Source organism: Micromonospora sp. (assembly GCF_048594385.1).
GTDB classification, from domain to species: domain Bacteria; phylum Actinomycetota; class Actinomycetes; order Mycobacteriales; family Micromonosporaceae; genus Micromonospora; species Micromonospora wenchangensis.
In genome coordinates this window covers 1-24,263 of record NZ_JBMDWU010000521.1, presented here as the reverse complement: position 1 = coordinate 24,263, position 24,263 = coordinate 1, and the positions used below count along the sequence as shown (strand labels likewise).

Below are 24,263 nucleotides of genomic sequence, written 5' to 3'. Positions count from 1 at the left end.
CACGCCCCCCGCGTGGTGGTGGGTGGTGTGGGGTTCAGGCGCGGGCGCAGGCGGTGCCGTTGAGCGAGAAGCTGGTCGGCGCCGAGTACGTCCCGTTCAGCGAGCCCTGGTAGCCGAAGGTGGCGGTGCCACCGGGGGAGATGCTGCCGTTGTGCGCGGCGTTGCGTGCGGTCACCGTGGACCCGCTCTGGCTGACGGTGGCGTTCCACGAGCTGGTGACCTGCTGCCCGCTGGGCAGGTTGTAGGTCAGCGTCCAGCCGTTGATGGCGCTTGCGCCCCGGTTGGTGATGGTCACGTCGGCGGTGAAGCCGTTGTTCCACGAGTTGGAGGTGTACTTCACCGCGCAGCCGCCGCCGCTGGGCGGGGGCGTGGTCGGCGGGGCGGTGGTGGGCGGCGGGTTGCCACCGGTGTTGACGGTCTGGGAGAAGTTGGTGACGGCCAGCCCGGCACCGCCCTGCCAGGGCTCGAAACCGGCCTGGATGCTGGTCAGGTACCAGTCGTTGGTGATCGCTCCCCGGTTGCGGGTGTCGGCGATGAAGTCCAGCACGTTGAAGCTCATGCTCTGGATCGCCGACGGGGCGACGTACGAGATGACGTTGTTGCCGCCGTTGTTGCCGCGCCACACCTCCCAGCTGCGGCCCGCGATGTTCGTGTTACCCACCGGCGAGCCGATCGGCTGGATGCTGCCCTGCCGGTTGAACCAGATCATGATCTCCATGGCGTTGACGCCGTCCCGCTTGGGCGACGGGTCGAGCCAGATGTCGTAGGCGGCGTCGTAGATCGCGCCACCCACGTAGTTGAAGGAGATGCTGCCCGGCGCGCTGCTGATCGACTTCACCTGGGCCGGCAGGTTGGTGCCCGGCGAGCAGTTGGTGTAGTGGCAGCCGACGAAGATCGACGGGTACGACACCGGGGCCCCGTTGGTCGGCGCGGAACCCTGCTGGCTGGTGATGCTGAAGCCGCTGCCGGTGACGTTGATGCACTGCTGGGCGGTGGTGCCCCAGCGGTTGTTCTGGACCACGTACCGGCCGCCGATGACGGTGGAGCCGTACTGCTCACAGATCTGGGTGTCGGCGGAGGCGGTGCCGCCGACGGCGACGGCCACGATCGTGCCGACGGCCAGGAGGCCGGCGGCGGCGAGGGCCCGCAATGGACGCTTCATGATGCTCCTTGGCTGCGACGCGGGGGCGCCGGAGGTGTGTCGGACATGACCGGGAGCGCTCCCACGGTCCCGAACACATTTACATACTTGAAACTGCTATGCAACTGAACCGGTTAAGTGAGCGGCCGATCTCGTCCCCGTACGTGAACCGCGTTCTACAGGTTGGGCGAGAGCAGCGTGCGCGCCGTCCGAACCTGCGCCGCCGCCTCCCGCAACACCGCCGCCAGCCGCGTCCGTACCTCCGGACCCAGCCGGTCCACCGGCGCGGCCACCGAGATCGCGTCCACCGCCGGCTCCCGCAGCGGTACGGCCACCGCCACCGCCGCCAGCCCCGGACCGCACTCCTCCCACTCCTCGGCCCAGCCCCGCCGCCGCACCGCGGCCAACTCGGCGCGCAGCGCCTCCGGCGTGGTGACCGTCCGCCCGGTCACCGCCGGCAGCGGCCACTGCAACAGCCGGTCCACCTCCTCGTCGGACCGCGCGGCGAGCAGCGCCTTGCCGGCCGCGGTGGCGTGCGCGGGCAGCCGCCGACCCACCGCGCAGACCGGCCGGACGACGTGCGCCGAGTCCCGCCGGGCCAGCAGCACCACCGCGCCCCGGTCGAGCCGGTAGAGCTGCACCGTCTCGCCGGAGAACTCGGCCAGCCGGTCCAGGGTCACCTCGTGCAGGGCGGCGACGTCCGCGCCGGCCAGGAACGTCGCGCCGACCTCCAGCGCCCGCAACCCCACCGAGAACCGGGTGCCGGTCGGATCGGCGGCCACCCACTCGCGGTCCAGCAGGGTCCGCAGGATGGCGTGCAGGCTGCTCTTGGGAATGCCCAGCGCCCGGCTCAGCTCCACCGGTGAGCGGGGGCCGTCCGGGGTGGCGAGCGCCTCCAGCACGTCCAGTGCCCGACCCGCCGACTTGACCGAGCGGTATGACTCTTCCGTTGTCACGCCGTCACTGTAGTGAGACGAACGACATCCGGCCGATGGGTATTCTTCGATCGAACCCCGTTCAGTGGGCTGGACAACTTTCTGTCCGGTTCGGAGCGTGCCGGACGGGGGGATCATCGGCTCTGGTGTGCGCCGATCGCGCGGAGTAGTGTCTTGCCTTCACCGCGTACCGATCCCCTCCGGAGGCGTACACCACCATGCGTGGCTCCCCCCTGCGCATCCTCGTCGTCGGCGCGGGCATCGCCGGTCTGGCCGTCGCCCGGGCCCTGCGGTTGGCCGGGTTCCGGCCGGACGTCACCGAGAAACTCCCCCCGAACGAACTGGCCGACACCGGCCTCTACCTGCCCGGCAACGCCGCCCGCGCGCTGCGCCGGCTCGACCTCGACGGCCCGGTCCGCCCGCTCGGGCAGGTGATCCACCGCCAACGGTTCCTCGACGCCGCCGGCGACCCGCTCTGCGAGGTGGACCTCGACACGCTCTGGGCCGAGGTGGGGGAGTGCCGGGCGCTACCCCGCCGCGACCTCTACCAGGTGCTGCTCAGCGGTGCCGGGGGCGCCGTGCGGCACGGCGCCGAGGTGAGCACCGTCGAGCTGCTGCCCGCCGGGGTCGCGGTCACCTTCACCGACGGCACCGGCGGCGAGTACGAACTGGTGATCGGCGCCGACGGCCCCCGCTCGGCGGTCCGCTCCCTGGCCGCGCTCGGCGGCCCGCCCCGCCCCGCCGGTCAGGTGGTCTACCGGGGCGTGGTGCGCGACGGCCCGGACGTGCCCGACTGGACGGCGCTGCTCGGCCGGCGGGCCGGCTTCCTCGTGGTGCCGCTCGGCGCCGGGCGGCTCTACTGCTACGCCGACGAGGCCGGCACCGTCGCCCCGGCCGACCCGGTCGCCCGGCTGCACGAACTCTTCGGCGGCTACGGCGGGCCGGTCCCGGCGGTGCTGGCCGCCTGGCGCGACGTGCAGGTCGGGCTCACCGACGAGGTCGAACTGGGCCGCTGGCACCGGGGCCGGGTGCTGCTGGTCGGCGACGCCGCGCACGCCACCGCGCCCACCCTGTCCCAGGGGATCGCGATGGCGCTGGAGGACGCGGTGGTCCTCGCCGAGTCGCTGCGCGCCGCCGGCAGCGTCGAGGCGGCCCTGGTCGCGTACGAGAGCCGCCGTCGTCCGCGTACCCGATGGGTGCGGGACCGGACCCGCGACCGCAACCGCACCCGGGACGTGCCGCCGGCGCTGCGCGACCCGTTGCTGCGCGGGCGGGGCGGGCGGATCTTCGGCGAGCACTACCGGCTCCTGGTCGACCCGCTGTAGGCGCGTCGGGTGACCGGACATGGTGCCAGAGCACCCCGAGCGGTGCTGCCACCTGCCGGGGACTAACATCCTTTCGGATGACGGCCCGCAGTTGACGAGGCGTGCCGAGCGGGACAACCGAGAACCGGAGGCCATTCGTGACCACCGTCGCACCCAAGCCGGTCGTGACCCGGCCATGGCCGGTCCGAGAGCCGGTCAAGGGGTCGGCCATCGCGCGGCTGCTGCGCACCACGGACGCGAAGCAGATCGGGATCATGTACATGGTCACCGCGTTCGTGTTCTTCATGATCGGTGGCCTGATGGCCCTGATCATGCGAGCCGAGCTGGCGCGGCCGGGCATGCAGTTCCTGTCGCCGGAGCAGTACAACCAGCTGTTCACCATGCACGGCACGATCATGCTGCTGTTCTTCGCGACGCCGATCGTGTTCGCGTTCGCGAACTACGTCGTGCCGCTGCAGATCGGTGCCCCCGACGTCTCGTTCCCCCGGCTGAACGCCTTCGCCTACTGGCTGTACCTGTTCGGCGGCACGATGGCGACCGCCGGCTTCCTCAGCCCGGGTGGCGCGGCCGACTTCGGCTGGACCGCCTACACCCCGCTGAGCAGCATCGAACACTCGCCCGGCGTCGGCGCGAACATGTGGGTCGTCGGCCTGGCCATCTCCGGTCTGGGCACCATCCTCGGCGCGGTCAACCTGATCACCACGATCCTGACCCTGCGCGCCCCCGGCATGACCATGTTCCGGATGCCGATCTTCACGTGGAACATGCTGGTCACCAGCCTGCTGGCGATCCTGGTCTTCCCGCTGCTGGCCGCCGCGCTCTTCGCGCTGGCCGCGGACCGGCTGCTCGGCGCGCACGTCTACGACCCGGCCACCGGTGGCCCGATGCTGTGGCAGCACCTCTTCTGGTTCTTCGGCCACCCCGAGGTGTACATCATCGCGCTGCCGTTCTTCGGCATCATTACCGAGATCATCCCGGTCTTCTCCCGCAAGCCGATCTTCGGCTACAAGGGCCTCGTCGCCGCCACCATCGCCATCGCCGCCCTGTCGATGAGCGTCTGGGCGCACCACATGTTCGCCACCGGCCAGGTGCTGCTGCCGTTCTTCAGCTTCCTCAGCTACCTGATCGCCGTGCCGACCGGCATGAAGTTCTTCAACTGGATCGGCACCATGTGGCGGGGCCAGATCACCTTCGAGACGCCGATGCTGTTCGCCATCGGCTTCCTGGTGACCTTCCTCTTCGGTGGTCTGACCGGGGTGCTGCTGGCCAGCCCGCCGCTCGACTTCCACCTGCACGACAACTACTTCGTCGTGGCGCACTTCCACTACGTGCTCTTCGGCACCATCGTGTTCGCCGTCTTCGGCGGCATCTACTTCTGGTTCCCGAAGATGTTCGGCCGGATGCTCGACGAGCGCCTGGGCAAGATTCACTTCTGGCTCACGATGATCGGCTTCCACACCACCTTCCTGGTGCAGCACTGGCTCGGCGCCGAGGGCATGCCCCGCCGGTACGCCGACTACCTGCCCGGCGACGGCTTCACCACGCTCAACATGATCTCCACGATCGGCGCGTTCATCACCGGTATCTCGACCCTGCCGTTCATCTGGAACTGCTGGAAGTCGTACAAGACCGGGCCGGTCGTCGAGGTGGACGACCCGTGGGGCCACGGCAACTCGCTGGAGTGGGCGACCAGCTCTCCGCCGCCGCTGCGGAACTTCGACCGGATGCCCCGGATCCGCTCCGAGCGGCCGGCGTTCGACGCGAAGTTCCCCGAGCTGGCCGCCGGGCAGAGCCTCGCCGGCCCGCCGGAGGGTGGTGCCAAGCCACTGACCAGCGAGGTCAACGGCGGCGCCAGCTACCAGGAGGACACCGCCGGGAACCTCGACCGGCGCTGACGCCCGGCACGAACCACCGAAGGGCACCGCACCCCACCGGGGCGCGGTGCCCTTCGCTTCGCGCGCTGCCTTTCGCTTCACGCGGTGCCCCTCGGCTCGTCCTCGGGATGACTGAGGTGGAGGGGCTGGCGGCGATCACGCCTTGGGTGCGCCTCCCCAGGTGCGAAGCCTCAGGGTGACCCACTCTCGATGGGCGGTATGCCTGAGAGGCATATTGATGACGCTCAGGCATACCGCTCACGCGCAGAGGTACGTGTCCCGGCGGCGCAGGCATCGCGGTTGAGGACGGCTCCGGGCCACGGGTCCGGCAGGGTCGGACGCGACCGGCAGTGCGCCGCCGCCGGCTACCCGGTTACGCCGCCGGCCCGCACACGGCCACGAGCGCGGCCAGCGGGCTCAGGCGGCCGGTGCCGGTTCTGGTGCCGGCGTGGACAGGGTGGATGCCGGGGCGACGGGCGGGCGGCGGTGACGCAGCTCCGTCGGCAGGACCACCAGGGTCACCAGCAGCCCCACCGCCCCGGTGACCACGAAGCCCCAGAGCGGCACCGAGGCGTCGATCACCGCGCCGGCCAGCGGAGCGCCGAGCGCGATGCCGACCGTGGTGGCGGAGCCGTGCAGGCCCATCGCCTCACCGCGGACCCCGGCCGGGGCGAGCCGGCTGACCGCGTCGGCGGTGGCGGCGATGGTGGGGGCGCAGAGCGCGCCGGCCGGCAGCAGGGTCAGGCAGAGCAGCCACCAGTGGCCGCCACCCAACCCGACCGGGATGGTGCAGAGGCTGAGCAGGGCGGCCAGGGCCAGCGGGGAGAAGGAGCGGCGGACGGCCCCGTACGCGAAGCCACCGACCAGCGAGGCGATCGCCCAGGCGGTGAGCACCGCGCCCGTCCAGCCGACCTCGCCGCCGGCCCGCAGCACCGCCACCACCGCCACGTCGGTGCCGCCGAGCACCAGGGTCGCGGCGGTGCTCACCGCGAACACCGCGAGCAGGCGGCTGGTCAGCCACTGCCGCCGGGGCACCCGGGGCTGCGGACCGACCGGCTCGTCCACGCTACGGATGGGCGGATCGAGCAGCCAGAGCACGATGCCCGCGCCGACGATGCCCGCGCCCACCGCCCAGAGCGTGACCCGGGGCGAGACGGCGGTGGCCAGCGCCACGGCCAGCGCCGGCCCGATCATGAAGGACAGCTCCATCGACATCGAGTCCAGCGCGTACGCGGGGCGGCGGCGCTGGACCGGCACCAGCGCGGCGATCGACTGCCGGACCACCGAGAAGACCGGCAGCGCGAACAGCCCGGCCACGAACGCGGCGGGCAGCAGCAGCGGCAGGCTCAACGTCGGGGCGCTCGCCCAGAAGGCCGCCTCGACCACGGTGGTCACCGCGACCACCGGACGCAGACCACGCCTGTCGACCAGCCGGCCCAGCAGGGGCGAACCGATGGCGGTGCCGGCGACCGACGCGGCACCGACCAGGCCGGCGGCACCGTAACCCCGGCCCAGCTCCAGCACCACGTAGAAGGTGAGCGTCACCCCCGTCGCGGTGAGCGGGATGCGGGCCAGCACCGCCACCAGCAGCAGGGCCCGCAGGCCGGGCTGGGCCAGGGCCTGCCGGTAAGGCGTCAACGTCATGATGCTCCGTACCTCCGGCGGTCATCCTGGACCGGGGGTACGACATCGGCAAGCGATTACCGGCTCATGCGGCGCTGATCACCGGCTCCCCGCGCAGGGTCACCCCGGCGCCGTCCATCGCCCGCAGCGCCACGTCCAGCGTCGCCGGCGCGACCGCCGCCGTCAGGTCGAGCAGCACGGTGGTGGCGAAGCCCTCCCGGGCGGCGTCCAGGGCGGTGGCCCGCACGCAGTGGTCGGTGGCGATGCCGACCACGTCGACCCGGTCCACGTCGTGCCGACGCAGCCAGTCGGCCAGGCACTCGCCGTCGTCGGCGTGCCCCTCGAACCCGGAGTACGCGGCGGCGTGCTCGCCCTTGTGGAAGATCGCCTCGACCCGGTCGGTCACCAGGTCGGGGTGGAACTCGCTGCCCGGGGTGCCGACCACGCAGTGCCGGGGCCACGACTCGACGTAGTCCGGCGGGTCGCCGAAGTGCGCCCCCGGGTCGACGTGGTAGTCCTTGGTGGCGACCACGTGGTCCCACCGCCGCGGGTCCCCGGCCAGCAGGCCCGAGATGCCGGCGGCGACGCCCGCGCCCCCGGTGACGGCCAGGGAACCGCCCTCACAGAAGTCGTTCTGCACGTCCACGATGATCAGCGCGTTGGCCATCGGTGCCCTTCCTCTCCGCTCGCCACCGGTGATCCACCTGCGGCACGACCCAGTCTGCCCCGGCGGCTCAACCGGCCGGTACGACCGTGACCGGGATCGCCGGATCACCGGCGGAGAGCTTCAACCCCTCCCACGGGATCGAGATCAGGCACTGGCGCAGGTGCTCGCGGGACTGCTCGATGCCCGGCAGGTCGACCGGTTCGCCGTCGACCACGTACGAGTGCTGCAGCAGCCGGTCGTTGGCCTGCCGGTCCGGTACCCCCTGCGAGACGACGACCTCCTCGGTGGCGGTGCCGGTGGGCTTGTGCCGGCGTACCGCGACCTTCCGGCCCCCGATGGTGCCCTTGTTCTCGGAACGCTTGACCACCGGCCGCCCGTCCACCTCGACCAGCTTGTAGACCAGGCTGGCGGTGGGCGCGCCGGAGCCGGTCACCACGGCGGTGCCCGCGCCGTACATGTCGACGGGTTCGGCGGCGAGCGCGGCGATGGCGTACTCGTCGAGATCCCCCGAGACGATGATCTTCGTCTCGGTGGCGCCGAGTGAGTCGAGCAGCTCCCGGGACTGCTGGGCGATGACCGCGAGGTCACCGGAGTCGATCCGGACGGCCCGTAGCTGTGGCCCGGCCACCTCGATGGCGGTCCGGATGCCCTGGCTGATGTCGTACGTGTCGACGAGCAGCGTGGTGTCCCGGCCCAGCGTGGCGACCTGCGAGGCGAACGCCGTCCGCTCGTCGTCGTGCAGCAGGGTGAACGCGTGCGCGGCGGTCCCGGCGGTGGGGATGCCGTAGCGCTGGCCGGCGGCGAGGTTGGAGGTGAACCGGAACCCGGCCAGGTACGCCGCCCGCGCGGCGGCCACCGCCGCCTCCTCGTGGGCCCGCCGGGAACCCATCTCGATCAGGGCCCGGCCCCGGGCCGCGGTCACCATCCGGGCCGCCGCCGCGGCCACCGCGCAGTCGTGGTTGAGCACCGACAGCACCAGCGTCTCCAGCACCACGCACTCGGCGAAGCCGCCGGAGACGGTGAGGATCGGGGAGCCGGGGAAGAACAGCTCGCCCTCGGCGTACCCGTCGATGTCGCCGGTGAACCGGTAGTCGGCCAGCCAGCGGGCAGCCGGCTCGTCGACCACCCCGGTGCGGAGCAGGAACTCGACCTCCTCCGGGGCGAACCGGAACTCCCTGACCATGTCGATCAGGCGGCCGGTCCCCGCGACCACCCCGTACCGGCGTCCGGTGGGCAGGCGTCGGCTGAACACCTCGAAGGTGCACCGGCGGTCGGCGGTGCCGTCGCGCAGGGCGGCACTGACCATGGTCAGCTCGTAGTGGTCGGTCAGCAGCGCGGGGCGAAGGTGGCTCACCGGCCCAGCCTAGAGTTCAGCCGGTCGGAGCGTCGCCGTGGCCCGGGATCGCCCGCAGTGCCGCCCCCAACTCGGCCCGGCCGGTGATGCCGAGCTTGCTGTAGACCCGCTGGAGATGGTTCTCCACCGTCCGGGGCGACAGGAACAGCCGGCCCGCGATGGCCCGGCTGGTCACCCCGGCGGCGGCGAGCGCGGCGACCTCCAGCTCCCGGTCGCTGAGCGTGGGCCGCAACGCGGTAAGCGCCGGGGTACGGATCTGGTCGCAGCGGGTGAGCAGGGCGGCGAGCCGTTCGTGTGCGGCGGCGGCCGACGTCGAGCGGTCCCGCCGCCATCCGTGCAGCGCCGTCGCCGTGGCGTCGACCGCCCAGACCGTCAGGTCCAGCTTCGTGAGGCCGTCCGCCACCTCCAGCAGGGCCTCCCCGTCCCGGGCGGCGGCGGCCCGCGCGTACCGGGCGAGCAACGGGGTCAGCGCCCCGTCGACGGTCTCGGAGAGTTCGGTCAACCGCTGCGCCACCGTACGCCGGCTGCCGTCGGTGCAGGTCGGCCCGACCGGGGCGGTGGCCCGGCCGAGCCGTACCAGGTCGTGCAGCGCCAGCACCTCGTGGCCGGCGAACCCGTCGGCGCGCAACCGGTCGACGAGCGTGCCGAGGTGCCGCACCGCCCCGGCCAGGTCACCCCCGGCGGCCAGCACCGCGGCCCGCGCCTGCTCCAGCCACGGTTGGAGCACCGCCATGCCGGGGGCCTGGGTCCGGTCGGCTTCCGCCATCGCCTCCACGGCGGTGGCCGGATCGCCGCGCAGCACCGCCGCCTGCGCCCGCTCGGCGTGCGCCAGCCCCGCGAAGACCCGGCTGGTGGCGAGCACCGCGCACGCGCCGAGGCTGGCCTTGAGCGCGTCGTCGCCACGACCGCGCAGCCGCGCCGCGTACGCCTGGAGGATGGACAGGTAGCCGGTGCCGAGCCGGAAGTCCCCGGCACCGGCCTGGTCGGCGAACTCGTCGGCCACGATGGCGTCGATGCCGGCCAGGTCCCCGGAGAGCGCCAGCCGGGTGCCCCGGGCCAGTTCCATGGCCAGTTGCAGGTACGGCATGTCGGCGCGCCAGTTCGCCGCCTCCGCCTGCACCCGGTCGATCGCCGCGGCGCTGGCCCGGAACCGGCCGCGCACCGCGTCGGCGTGGGCGATGGTGCACCGGGCCAGCTCGCGGGCGGCGACGCTGGCCGCCGGCCGGTCCAGCACCGACCGGCCGAGCCGCAGAGCGGTGTCGACCTCCAGGCCGTGCAGCCGCATGATCGCCTCGAAGGCGCGCACCCGGGCCTGGTGCCCCGGGTCGGTCAGGGCGTGCCCGGCCGCCGCGAGGGTGTCCACGGTGGACCGGTCGCTGAGCCCCCAGTAGCTGACCATCCCCCGTACGGTGAGCCAGCGACTGCGTCGGTGTTCGCAGACGATGTCGTCGGCCACCGCGTCGAGCACCCCGATCGCCTCGGCCGGCCGGTCGCCGAACATCAGGATGGTGGCGAGCTGTTCGGCGGCGTCGTAGCCGCCGTCGGCGACGAGCGCGCCCCGGGCCAGCCGGGTGGCCAACGGCACGTCGTACCGGGTGAACGCCTGCACGGCCGCGTGCAGCAGCAGGGCCGGGTCCTGGGCGGTGCCGGAGTCGAGCCGCCACACCGCCACCCGGAGCAGGTCGCTGCGGCGGCGGGCACCGGCGGACTCCACCCGCTCGGCGAGCTGGGCCTTCAGGCGGCGGGTCCGGCTGACCGGGCAGCGACGGCGGATCACCTCGCCGTACAGCGGGTGGGCGAGCCGGACGTCCGTCCGCCGGTCGTCGGGTACGACGGTGATCAGCCCGCGTTCCTCGGCGACCTCCACGGCGGCCGGGTCGGCGGCCCGGTCGAGCAGGCGCAGGCCGAGCGGCTCGCCGAAGGCGACCAGCTCCACCACCGCCCGGACCTCCGGGTCCAACCGGCCGATCCGGGTGTCGATCAGGTCGGTGAGGCTGGGGGCCAGCTCCAGCCGGCCGGTCCACCGCCACACCCCGTAGGGGCGGACCAGCTCACCTCCGGTGGTGGCGGCCAGCACCAGCTCCCGCAGCAGCAGCGGGTTGCCGGCGGAGAGCCGGGACAGCCGCTCGGCGGAGCTGGCGTCGACCGGGCCGTCCAGCAGGGCGGCGAGCAGGCCGGTGGTCTCACCCGGGCCGAGTGGGGCCAGCTCGGCGTGCGCGACCAGGTCGTCGGTCCACAGTGCACGGATCGGCAGCGGGATCTGCTCGCCGCTGCGCAGGGTGCCCAGCACGGTGGTGTTGTCGGCGCGGGCGAGCAGGTGGACCAGCGCCGCCGAGGGCGGGTCGAGCAGATGGGCGTCGTCGATGGCGAGCACGATGCGTCGCCCCGCCGCCTGCTCCTGGAGCACGTCGACGCCCCAGCGCAGCACCCCGGCGGGGGAGAGCCCGGGTGGCTGCTCGGCCGGCAGCACCGGGGCGAGCCCGCCGAAGGGGAGCGCCGCGGTGGCCGTGCTGGCCGCGACGAACGACAGCGCGTACCGCTCGGGAGGCAGTGCGGCCACGGCCTCGCGGAGCAACCGGCTCTTGCCGACGCCCGCGCTGCCGCTGAAGAAGAGCCCGTGCCCCCGACCCTCGTGCACCGCTGCCAACAGACGGTTGAGTTCATCCGTTCGGCCGACGAAACTCCACCGACTCATCCGAGCAGCATATCGATGTAAATCGGTCCGGAGACACCCGGTGACGCTGTGAAGTTGAGTAATGTCGCAGTTACTGCTGAGTACCCGAGATGTTCCGGTGAAGCCGGGTGCTGCCCGTAACCTTCCCGCAGCCCATCGTCACCTATCGGACGTCCTACCGCGGGCGCAGCCAGCCGCCCGCGTCGAGCGGAGGCCGAATGCAGCCCGGTCCACTCCCCGGGGTCGACATGACCGACGACCCGTCCGACCATCCCGACGCCGTCGGGCTGCCGACCCGGGGCCCGCTCCCGGCCGACCCGCCGACCGCCGAGGTGGATCCCGACGAGCCGCTCGCCGTGGTGGCCGCCGGCCCCGCCGGGGCGGCCCGCCGCGAGGTGCTCGCCGCGCTGCTCGGGGTCCCCGCCGGGATGCTCGTCACCCCGGCGGGCAGCCACCTGCTGGTCCGGCACGCCCGGGTGGCGACCCGGGCCGCGTACGTGCCCGGCTACCGGCAGCCGCACTCCTACGGCGCGGACCAGGCCGCCGCCGGCCCGGCGCTGGCCCGCGCGCCACGCCGGGTCGAGCTGAGCCTGCCGGACCAGCTGCTGCGGCACTTCGCCGTGCTCGACACCCCGGACACCGACACCCTCGGCGTGGCCGGCGGCCGGGTTCTGCTCGACGCGGTCGTCCGGTCCGGCGCGCTGCTGTTCGTGATCGGCGCCGACCAGACCTTCACCGCCGCCGACCTGCACCTGCTCACCGAGGTCGCGCGTACCCGGGTACGGGTCTTCTTCGTGGTCACCCCCGGCGCGGGCGGTTGGGCGGCGGCGGAGCCGGCCGCGACCGACGACACCGGGGTGGCCCTCCCTTCCCCGCCCGACGGGCCGCCGGCCGGCGACCCGGTCGACCCGGTGGCGGTGACCGTCGCGGCGCACCGGGCCACCCTGCTGGCCGCGGTGCCGGGGCTGGCCGAGGCCGACTGGTATCCCGTGCACCGGGCCGAGCACCCGGCCCTGCGCCGGGCGCTGGTCGGCTGGTCGGCCATCGAGGGGCTGCGCCGGGCGAGTTCCCGGCCACCCGTGCCGCCCGGGGCGCACGGGCGGGTGCCGGTGGCCCCCGACGCGCCGGGCGACGACTGGGCCGACGGGTTGGAGCGGCAGAGCCGGCTCTGCGCCCGCGGCATCCGTCAGCAGCTCGCGCTCGAACTGGCCAACATCCACCTGCGGACCGTCCAGGAGATCGTCTTCGGGGTGGGCTGCGCGGGCCTGCCGCAACTGCTCGACCGGGAGCTGGAGGCGCTCTCCCTGCTCGCGACCGAGCAGCAGGACCGGGCGGTGCGGGAGATCCTCGACGGGGCCACCGTCCGGATCTTCGGCGCACCGCTGGCCGAGGGGGTACGCCAGCGCATCGCCGCGGCCGTCCGGTGGGGGCTGGCCGACCATCCGTCCGGTCAGGAACTGGACCGGGTGCTCCTGGTCACCGGCACCGCCGGGGTGGCGACGCTGCCCGGGGCCGGCGCCCTGGACGCCCTGCTCGGTCATCCCGGCGCGCCCCGCACCGAGGTGCTGCCCCGGATCGGGGTCGCCCTGTCCGGCGGGTGCTGGCAGCACTGGCGCAGCCCCGGCAACGAGGATCCGAACGCGGCCCGCTCCTGGGCGCAACGGGCGTTGCGCGAGGTCGAGCTTGAGTTGTCCCGCGAGGTGTCCCGGCGGTTCGAGGCGTTCCGGCTCGCGCTCGACGCGGTCCTCACCGACGCCCTCGACCACGGCATCCTGCTCGCCTGAACCGAGCCTCCCGGTGCCTGTCCCCGCCGTGTCCGCAGTCCGCCCGGTTTGTGCAGCTCGGGAGGGTGATCGGGGCTGCCTCGGCGTTCCGGTTCATCGGATCGCCACTTCCGGTGGCACGATGGGGGGCATGGCCGCTCCACAGGTTGCCCCGGTCGAGACGCCGGACACCGACGAGGTGCCGGTCGAGGACCGGCAGTGGGTGACGATCGTCTGGGACGACCCGGTCAACCTCATGACGTACGTGACCTGGGTCTTCCAGAAGTTGTTCGGGTACAGCCGGGAGAAGGCCGAGAAGCTGAGGCTGGACGTGCACCACAAGGGCCGGGCGGTGGTCTCCAGCGGCGCCCGGGAGCGGATGGAGCACGACGCGTCGCAGTTGCACGCCTACGGTCTCTGGGCGACGGTGGACCGTTCATGAGTGCGCGGAGCGAGTCGGGTCCGCGGTTCCGGCGGTGGCGATGGAGGTTGACGGGGTGAGCATGTTCCGCCGCCAGGGCGGCTGTTACGTGGCGACCTTCGCCGTCGACGAGGTCCGGGTGCTGCGCAAGGTCGCCACCGAGGTGGTCGGCCTGCTCACCGACGGGTTCGACCACACCGACCCGGTCGTCGGGCGGCTCTTCCCCGACGCCTACCCGGACGATCCGGCCGGCACGGCGGAGTTCCGCCGGTACACCGAGGGCGACCTGAAGACCGCCAAGATCGACCAGGCGGGCGCGGTGCTGGCCGCGCTGCCCGAGTCGGCCGGTGGCGAGGTGCGGCTGGACGCCGAGGCGGCCGAGGCGTGGCTGCGGGCGCTCAACGACGCCCGGCTGGCGATGGGCGTCCGGCTGGAGATCAAGGACGGCACCGACCTGGGCGAGGAGCTCGACGACGCGGTCGCCGACGATCCCACGTCGTCAAGGGTGTTCCAACTGTCGGTCTACGCCTATCTGGGTTATCTGCAGGAATCCCTGCTCAACGCCATGATCGACTGAACTGTGACGGTCACCGCCTCGCCGGGCGCGGCGGGTGGGCGCTAGGCTGGGCGACGTGCTGAGCATCGACCGGTCGATCGTCGACGCGATCGTCGCCCACGCGCGCCGGGACCACCCCGACGAGGCGTGTGGGGTGGTCGCCGGACCCGTCGGCGGTGACACCCCGACCCGGCACATCCCGATGGACAACGCGGCCCGCTCGATGACCTTCTACGAGTTCGACTCGATGGAGCAGCTGCGGGTGTGGCGGGAGATGGACGACCGCGACGAGGAACCCGTCGTCATCTACCACTCGCACACCGCCACCGAGGCGTACCCGTCCCGCACGGACGTCGCCTTCGCGGGTGAGCCGGGCGCGCACTACCTGCTGGTCTCGACCCGCGAACCGGACACCGAGGAGATTCGTTCCTTCCGGATCGTCGACGGCGTGGTGACCGAGGAGCCGGTGCGGATCGTGGACGCCGGGGTGGATCCGCACGCGGTCCAGTCCTACATGTTCGGGCAGAGCCCGGCGACGGTCGACTACGAGTGTTCCGGCAGCTGACTCCCAGCTCCGCTCACCCTGTTCCGTCCGGCACCGAGGCACACCCGACCAAGGAGTACGTCATGGCCATCGAGGTTCGCATCCCCACCATCCTGCGCAGCTACACCGGCGGCGAGAAGGTCGTCGAGGGCGCCGGGGACACCCTGGGCGACCTGCTCACCGACCTGGACACCCGGCACGCCGGCCTGAAGGCCCGGCTGGTCACCGACGCCGGTGCGCTGCACCGCTTCGTCAACGTCTACGTCAACGACGAGGACGTCCGTTTCCTGGGCGCGCTGGACGCCAAGCTCAACGACGGCGACAGCGTCACCGTCCTGCCGGCCGTCGCCGGTGGTGCGTTCGGCTTCGCCGCCGCGGCGGCGATCAGCCAGCACCGTGCGGCGACCGCGGCGGTGGCGGCACGGCGCGCGGCCGTCGCCCCCCGCTGAGGGCGGGCGTCATGGCGCGGTACGACAGCCTGCTCGACGCCTGCGGCGGCACTCCCCTGGTGGGGTTGCCCCGGCTCTCGCCGACGGTGCCCGACGGGGCGCCGCCGGTGCGGCTGTGGGCCAAGCTGGAGGACCGGAACCCGACCGGCAGCATCACGGACCGCGCGGCCCTGGTCAGGGTCCGTGCGGCGGAGCAGTCCGGCCGGCTCCGGCCCGGGGACACCATCCTGGAGCCGACCAGCGGCAACACCGGTATCTCGCTGGCCATGGTGGCCAAGTTGCGCGGCTACCGGCTGGTCTGTGTGATGCCGGAGAACGTCTCCACCGAGCGGGTCCAACTGCTCCGGATGTACGGCGCGGAGATCATCTTCTCGCCGGCGGCGGGTGGCTCCAACCAGGCGGTCGCCACCGCCAAGCAGATCGCGGTCGACCACCCGGACTGGGTGATGCTCTACCAGTACGGCAACGAGGCCAACGCCCGCGCCCACTACGAGACCACCGGCCCGGAACTGCTGCACGACCTGCCCACCATCACGCACTTCGTGGCGGGCCTGGGCACCACCGGCACCCTGATGGGCACCGGGCGGTTCCTGCGGGAGAAGGTCGAGGGCATCCAGGTAGTGGCCGCCGAGCCGCGCTACGGCGAACTCGTCTACGGCCTGCGCAACATCGACGAGGGTTACGTCCCCGAGTTGTACGACGCGTCGGTGCTCACCCGGCGCTTCTCCGTCGGCACCCGGGACGCGGTGCTGCGTACCCGGCAGCTGGTGGAGGTGGAGGGGATCTTCGCCGGGTTCTCCACCGGGGCGATCCTGCACGCCGCCCTGTCGGTGGCGCACGAGGCGGTCCGGGACGGCCGGCGGGCCGACGTCGCCTTCGTGGTCTGTGACGGCGGCTGGAAGTACCTCTCCACCGGGGCGTACGGCGGCACCCTCGCCGACGCCGAGAGCGCCCTGGAGGGGCAGCTCTGGGCCTGACCCGTCGTGGGGCCGGTCGGCGGAGGCGTCGGCCGGCCCCCGCGGGTGTCACGTTGATGACAACTTCCAGAAGATGATTCTTGCCCTGCGGTCGCTGCGCGTAGGCTGCCCACCGTGGCGTACGCGTCGGTAGAGATCATAATCGGTGCTGACTCCGGCGTGTCGACTACGTACCGTAATTGTGGGGCGACCGGATGCGGCTGACCGTGCTGGGCTGTGCGGGAAGCTTCCCCGGCCCCGAATCCCCCTGCTCCGCCTACCTCGTCGAGGCGCAGGGTTTCCGGCTGCTCGTCGACTTCGGGCCGGGCTCGCTGTCCACCCTCCAGCGGTACGCCGGCCTGCACGCCCCGGACGCCATCCTCCTGACCCACCTGCACTGCGACCACATCCTCGACGCCGCGTCGTACGTCGTGGTCCGCCGGTACGCCCCGGACGGCCCCTACCCGCCGCTGCCGGTCTACGCGCCGCCGGGCGCCCCGGACCGGCTCGCCACCGCCTACGGCCAGGACGACAGCACCGTGGAGGACGTCTACCAGTTCTACGGCCTCCAGCCGGGCACCTTCCCGATCGGCCCGTTCACCGTCACCGTCGACCGGGTCAACCATCCCATCGAGACGTACGGGGTGCGGCTGGAGCACGAGGGCCGGGTGCTCTGCTACTCCTCGGACACCGCACCCTGTGACGCGCTGCTGCGGCTCGCCCAGGACGCCGACGTCTTCCTCTGCGAGGCCAGCTACCTCGACGGGGTGGACAACCCGCCGGATCTGCACCTCACCGGCCGGGAGGCGGGCGAGACGGCCACCAAGGCGGGGGTGGGCCGGCTGCTGCTGACCCATCTGGTGGTGGCCTGGGGCAGCGAGTCGCACACCATCGCCTCGGCGGCCGGGGCGTTCACCGGGCCGCTGGAAGTGGTGCGGGCCGGCGCCAGCTACGACGTCTGAGCCCACCCGGACATGCGCCGATCATGCGACCGCATAGGGTGCAGGGATGGCACGACCTGACGGGCGGCGGCCCGACCAACTCCGACCGGTGACGTTGACCCGGGGCTGGAGCACCCACCCGGAGGGCTCGGTGCTCGTCGAGTTCGGCGGCACCCGGGTGCTCTGCACGGCGAGCGTCACCGAGGGCGTGCCCCGCTGGCGCAAGGGCTCCGGGCTCGGCTGGGTGACCGCCGAGTACGCGATGCTGCCCCGGGCCACCAACACCCGCTCCGACCGGGAGAGCGTGCGCGGCAAGATCGGTGGGCGGACCCACGAGATCTCCCGGCTGATCGGCCGCAGCCTGCGCGCCTGCGTCGACCTCAAGGCGCTCGGCGAGAACTCGATCGTGCTCGACTGCGATGTGCTCCAGGCCGACGGCGGCACCCGTACCGCCTCCATCACCGGCGCGTACGTGGCCCTCTACGACGCGGTGAGCTGGCTTGCCGGCCGCAAGTCGTTGGCCGGTAAGCCGGAGAAGGTGATGCACCGGTCGGTGGCCGCGGTCAGCGTCGGGATCGTCGCGGGCGAGCCGCTGCTCGACCTCTGCTACGTCGAGGACGTGGCGGCCGAGGTCGACATGAACGTCGTCTGCACCGGCGAGGGCGACTTCGTCGAGGTGCAGGGCACGGGCGAGGACGGCGTCTTCTCCCGGGTACAGCTCGACGCGTTGCTGGACGTCGCGTCGTTGGGTTGTCTGGAACTGGCCGAGGCGCAGCGGAAGGCTCTCGCATCATGAACAAGGTCCTGCTCGCCACCCGCAACCGTAAGAAGCTGGTGGAGTTGCAGCGCATCCTCGACGGCGCGCTCGGCGCGCACCGGATCGCCCTGCTCGGCCTCGACGACGTCGAGGAGTACCCGGAGCTGCCCGAGACCGGCCTCACCTTCGGCGAGAACGCCCTGATCAAGGCGCGGGAGGGTTGCCGGCGTACCGGCCTGCCCACCATCGCCGACGACTCCGGCATCGCCGTCGACGCGCTCAACGGCATGCCCGGGGTGTTCAGCGCCCGCTGGGCCGGCCGGCACGGCGACGACCGGGCCAACCTGCAACTGGTGCTGGACCAGATCGCCGACCTGCCCGACGAGCACCGGGGGGCGTCGTTCGTCTGCACCGTGGCGCTGGTGCTGCCCGGCGGCAAGGAGCACCTGGTCGACGGCCGCCAGCCCGGCCGGCTGCTGCGTGCCCCGCGCGGCGAGGGCGGCTTCGGGTACGACCCGATCTTCGTGGGTGACGGCCAGGAGCGGACCAATGCGGAGTTGACCCCGCAGGAGAAGGACGCGATCAGCCACCGGGGCAAGGCGTTGCGCGAGCTGGCGAAGCTCGCCGCCAAGGTGCTCCCGGCCAGCTGAGTCAGCCGTCGACCGACCCGTCGCCCTGCAGGCGGGTGCGACGACGCCCGGCCGTCGACCGACTCGTCGTCGCCGCTCCTTATTCGCCGACTTCCGGCCGTCGAGTAAGGAGCGGCGCCGTAGCTTGTCACCGAAAGTAGTCTCGGTTAGGCCCCCACCCTCCCACCCGACATCCTTTGCTCTGCTGCTTTCCAGGCGACAGACACACCGAGTGTTCGCCAGGATTGCTGTGCTTGGAACTTGCATATAGGTTTTCGCTGTTCAAGCGAGTGTCGCGTCCGTGGCAGCAGAGCAAAGGGTCTGCACCGGGGTGGTGGCTCTCGGGGGTTTGCTTACGCTCGGTAACCTGTCGCGACGGGTCGGCCTTGACTACTGAACGCTACGGCGACGCTGGCGTCACCGTCACCGTCACCGTCACCGTCACCGTCAGCTCAGCGGCCCGATCTGTCGTTCGATGGCGGCGCGCAGGTCCGGGCCGGCCAGCACCGACCGGGCCGCCGCCAGCACCGGGGCGAGGAAGACGTCCGGGCCGGGCGCACCGGCCGCCGGGCCGAGGGCGTCCAGCGCGGCCCGCCCGGCCGGTGACGGCTCCAGCGGCGCGCGCAGTTGCAGCCCCCGTACGGCCGCCAGCAGCTCCACCGCGAGCAGACTGGTCAGATTGTCCAGCACGGTACGCAGCTTCTTGGCCCCCGCCCAGCCCATCGAGACGTGGTCCTCCTGCATGCCGCTGGTGGGCAGCGAGTCGACCGAGGCGGGCGCGGCCAGCCGGCGGTTCTCCGCGACGATCCCGGCGGCCGTTTACTGGGCGATCATCAGTCCGGAGTTCACCCCGGCGTCCGGGGACAGGAACGCCGGCAGGTCCCGGTTGCGGGTCACGTCGAGCAGCCGGTCCACCCGCCGTTCGGCGATCGCCCCGACCTCGGCGGCGGCGATGGCCAGGTAGTCGGCGGCGAAGCCGAGCGGAGCGCCGTGGAAGTTGCCCGTCGACTCGACCCGCCCGTCCGGCAGCACCACCGGGTTGTCCACCACCGAGACCAGCTCCCGGCCGGCCACCGTCGCGACGAAGTCGAGGGTGTCCCGGGCCGCCCCGGCCACCTGCGGGGCACACCGCATCGAGTACGCGTCCTGCACGGCGTGCGCCAGGTCGTCGCGGTGCGAGTCCATCACCCGGGAGTCCTGCAGCAGCCGGTGGATGTTCGCCGCCGACGCGGCCTGCCCCGGGTGCGGCCGGATGGCGTGCAGCTCCGGCAGGAACGGCCGCTCCGAGCCGAGCATCGCCTCGATGGCCAGCGCGGCGGTCACGTCGGCCATGGCGAACAGGTGCCGGGCGTCCGCGATGGCCAGCAGCAGCATGCCGAGCATGCCGTCGGTGCCGTTGATCAGCGCCAGCCCCTCCTTGGCGGCCAACGCGATCGGAGTCAACCCGGCCGCCCGCAGCGCCTCGGCGGCGTCGACCTGTTCGCCGGCCGGACCGAGCACCCACCCCTCGCCGAGCAGCACCAGCGCGCAGTGCGCCAGCGGCGCCAGGTCACCGGACGCGCCGAGCGACCCGTGCTCCGGCACCCACGGGGTGACGTCGGCGTTGAGCAGGTCGACGAGCGCCTGCGCGACCAGCGGCCGGACCCCGGAGCGGCCCAGCGCCAGCGAACGGACCCGCAGCAGCATCATCGCCCGGACCACCTCGCGGGGCATCGGCGCGCCGATCCCGGCGGCGTGCGAGCGGATCAGCGCGTGCTGCAACTCGGCCCGTCGCTGCGGGGCGACGAACGTGTTCGCCAGCGCCCCGAAGCCGGTGGACACGCCGTACACCGGGCGGCCGGCGGCCTCGATGCCGTCCACGATGCGGCGGCTGGCGGCCATCGCGTCGACGGCCGCCGGGGCGAGGACGACCCGGGCGTCGCCGCGCGCCACGGCGAGCACGTCGGCGGGGGTGATTCCGGTGGGCTGGACGGTCACAGTCGACATTGCGGCACTCCGTTGTGCAGAACCTGGCGGATCAGGGGAACACCCGGCCGGTAGGCCAGGTGCAGGTGGGACGGGGCGTCGAGGATCATCAGGTCGGCCCGCGTCCCGGGGCGCAGCACCCCGACGTCGGTGCGGCGCAACGCCCGTGCGCCGCCCGCCGTCGCGGCCCACACCGCCTCCGCCGGGGTCATCCGCATCTCGCGGACGGCCAGCGCGACGCAGAACGGCATCGACGAGGTGTACGACGACCCGGGGTTGCAGTCCGTGGCCAGCGCCACGGTCACCCCCGCGTCGAGCACCCGCCGGGCGTCCGGGTACGGCGACCGGGTGGAGAACTCCGCCCCCGGTAGCAGGGTCGCCACGGTGGGATCGTCGGTGGTGGCCGAACCGGCCAGCGCGTCGACGTCGGCGTCGGACAGGTGGGTGCAGTGGTCGACGCTGGCCGCGCCCAGCTCCACCCCCAGCCGCACCCCCGGCCCCGGGCCGAGCTGGTTGGCGTGCAACCGCAGCCCCAGACCGGCGGCCTGCCCGACGGTGAGGATGGCCCGCGCGTGGTCGGCGTCGAACGCGCCCCGCTCGCAGAACACGTCCACCCAGCGGGCGTACGGTGTGGCGGCGGTGAGCATCGGTCCGCAGACCAGCCCCACGTAGTCGTCGGGCCGTCCCGCGTACTCGGCGGGGACGACGTGCGCGCCGAGGAAGGTGGTCTCGGCGGTCACCTCGGCGGCGATCCGCAACGAGCGGGCCTCGTCGGCGACGGTCAGGCCGTACCCGCTCTTGATCTCCATGGTGGTGGTGCCCTGCCGCATCGCCTCGTCGCGCAGCCGGCGCACGGTGTCCCGCAGGTCGTCGTCGGAGGCCGCGCGGGTCGCGCCGACAGTGGTCCGGATGCCACCCCCGGTGTACGGCTCACCGGCCATCCGGGCCGCGAACTCGGCCGCCCGGTCCCCGGCGAACACCAGGTGCGCGTGGCTGTCCACGAACCCGGGCAGCACCGCACCGCCCCCGGCGTCGATCCGCCGGTCGGCGGCCGGCGCGTACCGGGCCGGCCCGATCCAGACGACCCGACCCGCCTCCACCAGCAGGGCGACATCGCGCCGCAGGCCCAACGGCCCGCCGCCGGGGGTCGGCACGTTGGTGACCAGCTCGCCGATGTCGTCGACCAGCAGACTGCTCACGACACACCTCCCGCCGCCGACCGCCGCGTCCCGACCGCCGCCGGCCCGGCACGGCTAGTCACCGGTCACCGCCGCGACCGCCGCCCGCAGCTCCGCCGGTACGTCCACGGTGAGGTGCCGGCCGTCGCGCACCACCTGCCGGCCGTCGACCACCACCTGGTCGACGTCGGCGGCGGTGGCCGCGAAGAACACCCCCACCGGCGGCACCCCGGCGGTACGCGGGCTGTCCAGCCGTACGGTCACCAGGTCGGCGCGTTCCCCGACGGCGATCCGGCCGGCATCGGACCAGCCCAGCGCGGCGTGTCCGGAGACGGTGGCCGCGTCGCGCAGCGCGGCGGCGGTGAAGTGCCCGCGCCGCCGGGTACGCAGCCGCTCGTCCAGCTCCACCGCGCGGGCCTCCTCGAACAGGTCGACCACGGCGTGACTGTCGCTGCCCAGGCTCAGCGGGATGCCAGCGTCGGCCATCAGCCGGGCCGGCCCGATCCCGTCGGCCAGGTCCCGTTCCGTGGTGGGGCACAGGCACACCCCGGTCCGGTGCTCGGCCAGCAGGGCCAGGTCGGCGCTGGTCGGGTGGGTGGCGTGTACGGCGGTGACGTCCGGGCCGAGCACGCCACGGTCGGCGAGCAGCCCCGTCGGGGTACGCCCGTGCGCCGCCCGGCAGGCGTCGTTCTCGGCCGGCTGCTCCGACAGGTGCACGTGCAGCGGGGCGCCCTGCCGGTACGCCCAGCCGGCGACGGTGGCGAGCTGCTCCGCGGGCACCGCGCGTACCGAGTGGATCGCCGCCCCGCGCAGCGCGTGCGGCCCGGTCGGCCGGAACCCGTCGACCCGTTGCGCCCAGCGCAGCGAGTCCCCGTCGCCGAAGCGCCGCTGCACCCCGGCCAGCGGCTCGCCGGCCACCGAGGCGGTCAGGTAGCAGGCGTCCAGCAGGGTGATCCGGATCCCGGCCTGCGCCGCCGCCTCGACCAGCGCCGCGCCCATCGCGTTCGGGTCGTCGTACGGGTGGCCGTCGGGGCCGTGGTGCAGGTAGTGGAACTCGCCGACGCAGGTGACCCCGGCCAGCGCCATCTCGGCGTACGCGGCCCGGGCCAGGGCCAGGTAGGAGTCGGGATCGAGCCGGCCGGCGACGTCGTACATCACGTCCCGCCAACTCCAGAAGTCACCCCGACCCCCGTGGGTACGCCCGCGCAGCGCCCGGTGGAAGGCGTGCGAGTGGGCGTTGGCCAGGCCGGGCAGGGTGAGCCCGGGCAGCCGTACCGCCTCGGCGAGCACTTCGACCCCGGTCTGCGGCGACGTGCCCCGGGCGAGCGGGGTGACGGCGGTGAACCGGCCGTCCTCGGCCTCGATCAACACGTCCGGGGTCGGCGTGGCGCGGTCGGGCAGCCACGCCTGCTCGGCCAGCCAACGGGTCAGTGGCATGCCAGCTCCTCCAGCACCCGGGCCAGCGCGACCACCCCGGCCGCACAGTCGTCGTCGGTGGCCGACTCGGCGGGGGAGTGCGACACCCCGGTCGGGTTACGCACGAACAGCATCGCGGTGGGCAGGTGCGCGGCGAGCACCCCGGCGTCGTGGCCGGCCCCGGTGGGCAGCAGCGGGGCGGCCAGCAGCCCCGCCAACCGGTCGGCCAGCCCGCCGTCGAAGGTGACCAGGGGCGTGGCCGACTCCCGGGTCACGGTCAGCTCGGTGCCGTCGCGGCGGGCCCGCTCGGCGGCCTTGGCCCGGACCGCCTCGACCAGGCCGTCCAGGGTCTCCGTCGCGGCGGCCCGGGCGTCCAGCCAGCCGGTCACCCGCGACGGGATCGCGTTGGTGGCGTTGGGTTCCACCGACACCCGGCCGACGGTGGCGTGCGCGTCGCGTAGCCGGGCCTCCTTGTTCGCCGCCAGCACGGTGAACGCGAAGGTGAGCATCGGGTCGCGGCGGTCGGCCATCCGGGTCGTACCGGCGTGGTTGCCCTCGCCGCGTAGCTCGAAGCGCCACCGGCCGTGCGGCCAGATGGCGCTGCCCACCGCGACCGGCGCATCGGCGTCGACCAGCGCCCGCCCCTGCTCGACGTGCAGCTCCACGAACGTGGCGAACCGGCCGAGCAGCGCCGGGTCGGCCCCCGCCGGGCGGTGGCCCAGCGCCTCGGCGAAGCTCACCCCGGCCGCGTCGCGCAGCCCGGCCGCGCGGTCGGCGTCGATCTCGCCGGTGAGCAGCCTCGACCCCAGGCACGGTACGCCGAACCGCGCGCCCTCCTCCTCGACGAACGCGGCCACCACCACCGGCCGGACCGGGGTGATGCCGGCGGCCCGCAGCTCGTCCACGGCGAGGAACGCGCTGACGATGCCGAGCGGCCCGTCGTACGCCCCGCCGTGCGGCACCGAGTCGAAGTGGCTGCCGGTCAGCACCGCCCCGGTGCCCGCCCGATCGCCGGTGGCCGGCCCTGCGGTGGCCGGCCCGCCGCTGTCCGGGTCGCCCCACCAGGCGAACAGGTTGCCGTTGCCGTCCTCGCTG

The 24,263-nt window shown here is 73.3% G+C and carries 20 protein-coding genes and 1 pseudogene; 11 read left to right on the top strand and 10 right to left on the bottom strand.

Annotated features, from left to right (window positions below):
* Positions 1–34 precede the first annotated feature (34 nt).
* Together ACOJTC_RS27735 and ACOJTC_RS27730 are read right to left on the bottom strand one after the other, a co-directional pair.
* A complete protein-coding gene (locus ACOJTC_RS27735; RefSeq protein WP_377686782.1) occupies positions 35–1,162 on the bottom strand; it encodes a GH12 family glycosyl hydrolase domain-containing protein in 1,128 nt (375 codons plus the stop codon).
* A gap of 155 nt (positions 1,163–1,317) precedes the next feature.
* Positions 1,318–2,097: an IclR family transcriptional regulator gene (locus ACOJTC_RS27730; protein WP_307826329.1), complete on the bottom strand. Its 780-nt coding sequence runs from the start codon at positions 2,095–2,097 to the stop codon at positions 1,318–1,320.
* Between the two features lie 197 nt (positions 2,098–2,294).
* Here ACOJTC_RS27730 and ACOJTC_RS27725 point away from each other — a divergent pair, with 197 nt between their 5' ends.
* On the top strand, positions 2,295–3,401 hold the full coding sequence (locus ACOJTC_RS27725) for an FAD-dependent monooxygenase (protein ID WP_420119088.1): 1,107 nt from the start codon (positions 2,295–2,297) through the stop codon (positions 3,399–3,401).
* 137 nt (positions 3,402–3,538) lie between these two features.
* A complete protein-coding gene (gene ctaD / locus ACOJTC_RS27720; protein ID WP_204927220.1) occupies positions 3,539–5,296 on the top strand; it encodes a cytochrome c oxidase subunit I in 1,758 nt (585 codons plus the stop codon).
* 396 nt (positions 5,297–5,692) lie between these two features.
* Here the strand turns inward: ctaD and ACOJTC_RS27715 are convergent, their stop codons facing one another.
* The 4 genes from ACOJTC_RS27715 to ACOJTC_RS27700 form a co-directional block, all read right to left on the bottom strand.
* Positions 5,693–6,919 carry an MFS transporter gene (locus tag ACOJTC_RS27715; protein WP_420119087.1) on the bottom strand — a complete coding sequence of 409 codons (1,227 nt, stop codon included), beginning with the start codon at positions 6,917–6,919 and terminating at the stop codon, positions 5,693–5,695.
* Positions 6,920–6,983: 64 nt separating this feature from the next.
* Entirely contained in the window at positions 6,984–7,565 is a 582-nt protein-coding gene (locus ACOJTC_RS27710) for an isochorismatase family protein (RefSeq protein WP_420119086.1), read from the bottom strand.
* 67 nt (positions 7,566–7,632) lie between these two features.
* Positions 7,633–8,919, bottom strand: a complete 1,287-nt coding sequence (locus tag ACOJTC_RS27705; protein WP_420119085.1) for a nicotinate phosphoribosyltransferase — start codon at positions 8,917–8,919, stop codon at positions 7,633–7,635.
* 16 nt (positions 8,920–8,935) lie between these two features.
* The gene (locus ACOJTC_RS27700; RefSeq protein WP_420119084.1) at positions 8,936–11,614 is read right to left on the bottom strand and encodes a LuxR C-terminal-related transcriptional regulator; all 2,679 of its coding nucleotides are present in this window, start codon (positions 11,612–11,614) and stop codon (positions 8,936–8,938) included.
* 197 nt (positions 11,615–11,811) lie between these two features.
* Here ACOJTC_RS27700 and ACOJTC_RS27695 point away from each other — a divergent pair, with 197 nt between their 5' ends.
* The 9 genes from ACOJTC_RS27695 to rdgB all read left to right on the top strand — a co-directional run bounded on the left by ACOJTC_RS27695 (position 11,812) and on the right by rdgB (position 18,630).
* Positions 11,812–13,377 carry a hypothetical protein gene (locus ACOJTC_RS27695; RefSeq protein WP_420119083.1) on the top strand — a complete coding sequence of 522 codons (1,566 nt, stop codon included), beginning with the start codon at positions 11,812–11,814 and terminating at the stop codon, positions 13,375–13,377.
* 130 nt (positions 13,378–13,507) lie between these two features.
* A complete protein-coding gene (gene clpS, locus ACOJTC_RS27690; protein ID WP_420119082.1) occupies positions 13,508–13,798 on the top strand; it encodes an ATP-dependent Clp protease adapter ClpS in 291 nt (96 codons plus the stop codon).
* Positions 13,799–13,853: 55 nt separating this feature from the next.
* Entirely contained in the window at positions 13,854–14,354 is a 501-nt protein-coding gene (locus ACOJTC_RS27685; protein ID WP_372444630.1) for a DUF2017 domain-containing protein, read from the top strand.
* Positions 14,355–14,409: 55 nt separating this feature from the next.
* Positions 14,410–14,898, top strand: a complete 489-nt coding sequence (locus tag ACOJTC_RS27680) for a Mov34/MPN/PAD-1 family protein (RefSeq protein ID WP_145918119.1) — start codon at positions 14,410–14,412, stop codon at positions 14,896–14,898.
* Positions 14,899–14,960: 62 nt separating this feature from the next.
* Entirely contained in the window at positions 14,961–15,326 is a 366-nt protein-coding gene (locus tag ACOJTC_RS27675; protein WP_204927213.1) for a MoaD/ThiS family protein, read from the top strand.
* Positions 15,327–15,337: 11 nt separating this feature from the next.
* On the top strand, positions 15,338–16,303 hold the full coding sequence (locus ACOJTC_RS27670) for a PLP-dependent cysteine synthase family protein (RefSeq protein WP_420119081.1): 966 nt from the start codon (positions 15,338–15,340) through the stop codon (positions 16,301–16,303).
* A gap of 194 nt (positions 16,304–16,497) precedes the next feature.
* A complete protein-coding gene (locus ACOJTC_RS27665; RefSeq protein WP_204927211.1) occupies positions 16,498–17,244 on the top strand; it encodes an MBL fold metallo-hydrolase in 747 nt (248 codons plus the stop codon).
* Between the two features lie 46 nt (positions 17,245–17,290).
* Positions 17,291–18,019, top strand: a complete 729-nt coding sequence (rph, locus tag ACOJTC_RS27660) for a ribonuclease PH (RefSeq protein ID WP_420119080.1) — start codon at positions 17,291–17,293, stop codon at positions 18,017–18,019.
* Positions 18,016–18,630, top strand: a complete 615-nt coding sequence (gene rdgB / locus ACOJTC_RS27655; protein WP_204927209.1) for an RdgB/HAM1 family non-canonical purine NTP pyrophosphatase — start codon at positions 18,016–18,018, stop codon at positions 18,628–18,630. Before rph ends, rdgB begins: the two co-directional genes overlap by 4 nt.
* 426 nt (positions 18,631–19,056) lie before the next feature.
* On the opposite strand, the pseudogene hutH reads toward rdgB, so the two are convergent.
* From hutH to ACOJTC_RS27635, 4 genes and pseudogenes are all read right to left on the bottom strand, one after another.
* Positions 19,057–20,595: pseudogene (gene hutH / locus ACOJTC_RS27650) on the bottom strand (histidine ammonia-lyase).
* Positions 20,583–21,773: an imidazolonepropionase gene (gene hutI / locus ACOJTC_RS27645; protein WP_420119079.1), complete on the bottom strand. Its 1,191-nt coding sequence runs from the start codon at positions 21,771–21,773 to the stop codon at positions 20,583–20,585. Before hutI ends, hutH begins: the two are co-directional and overlap by 13 nt.
* 54 nt (positions 21,774–21,827) lie before the next feature.
* On the bottom strand, positions 21,828–23,183 hold the full coding sequence (locus ACOJTC_RS27640; RefSeq protein WP_420119089.1) for a formimidoylglutamate deiminase: 1,356 nt from the start codon (positions 23,181–23,183) through the stop codon (positions 21,828–21,830).
* Positions 23,180–24,263, bottom strand: a 1,084-nt coding sequence (locus ACOJTC_RS27635; protein ID WP_420119078.1) for an allantoate amidohydrolase, incomplete at its 5' end; no start/stop codon positions are given. The genes ACOJTC_RS27640 and ACOJTC_RS27635, both read right to left, overlap by 4 nt.